Below are 1,114 nucleotides of genomic sequence, written 5' to 3' on the forward strand. Positions count from 1 at the left end.
TTTTCTGACAGTTATCGCCGCGCAGGGAGTGATCCCTGCGCGGCGTTGTGTTTTAGAAAAGTGATTTAGCGAATCGCCCTACATCAACCACATCCTCGTCTGACTTCTTTCCTCACGGAACCCCCGCACAGTCCCCCGCGCCATTTTTCCTGTGCGAGGGGCTGTCCATGTTCGACCCGGTTGTTCACCTCACTTGCGTTCGCTGGGTGGGCTGATGGCACACATCGCCCGCATCGAGCAGGAACTCGAGCAGTTCCCGGACACCCTGACGCTCTACCGTCAGCAGCTGTCGCGCTGGTACAGCCAGGCTGCCGACAAGGTCAGCCATGCCCTGGATTTGCCGTCGCTGATGGGCATGGAACGGCTGATCAAGGTTGGCGACACCAGCACCGCGGTCAGCAGCGGCGACGACAACTTTCTCTCCACCGTTGCCCAGTGCCCGCGCAGCGGAATCCTGCTGATCGAGAGCCTGTTCGAGTCGGTGCACGAGGTGCCGCTGGGCAATATTCAGGTCGATGTGATCGCGGTCGAGGGAGGCGAACGGAAGTCGATCGCCCTCGATGAACACGGCCGGGGTCAGTTCCAGGGTGAGCCAGGCAAGCTTTACCGCGTGCACGTGCAGCACGCCGTCACGCCGCAGCAGCTCAATGAGCTGTTCAAGGCCTACGACGGCCTTACCGACGACCTGGAGCAGTGGCTGCGCGCCGAGTGGCAAGGCTTTCGTCCGCAGTGGTCGCAGTCGACGCTGGGCGCGGCGGGCAACGGTTTGCTGGCCGGCAGTTGGGCGGCGATCGAAGGCGTGTGGGACCGCATCGACCTGCTCTCGGAGCTGTTGCAGGACCCCGGCCGCTTTGTGAAGCGCCTGGGGGCGGGCGCCGAGCAGTTGCAGAAACTGGCGCAAGACGCGCCGCAGGCGATGGCCAGACTGCAGCTGCTGATCAGTGATGAGGCGGCGCTGTGCCTGCTGCTGCGCAGCGCCAGCCTGTGGCTGGAGATGCTGCCGCCCAGTGTCATCGCCGGCAGCACCGCCGAGGCCTTGGCGAAGGCGGTGGTGGAGGTGTTGATCGATGTGCTGATCGCCCTCGTCCTGACCTTCGCCGCCGCCGGGGCGGGG

General features: G+C 64.5%; 1 pseudogene. It reads left to right on the top strand.

What is annotated here, in order from left to right:
* Positions 1-214 precede the first annotated feature (214 nt).
* A pseudogene (locus ACQKP2_RS33035) lies at positions 215-1,114 on the top strand (type IV secretion protein Rhs); the annotation flags it as partial.

The sequence above is a fragment of the Pseudomonas sp. NPDC089569 genome (assembly GCF_050280625.1).
Classification (GTDB): domain Bacteria; phylum Pseudomonadota; class Gammaproteobacteria; order Pseudomonadales; family Pseudomonadaceae; genus Aquipseudomonas.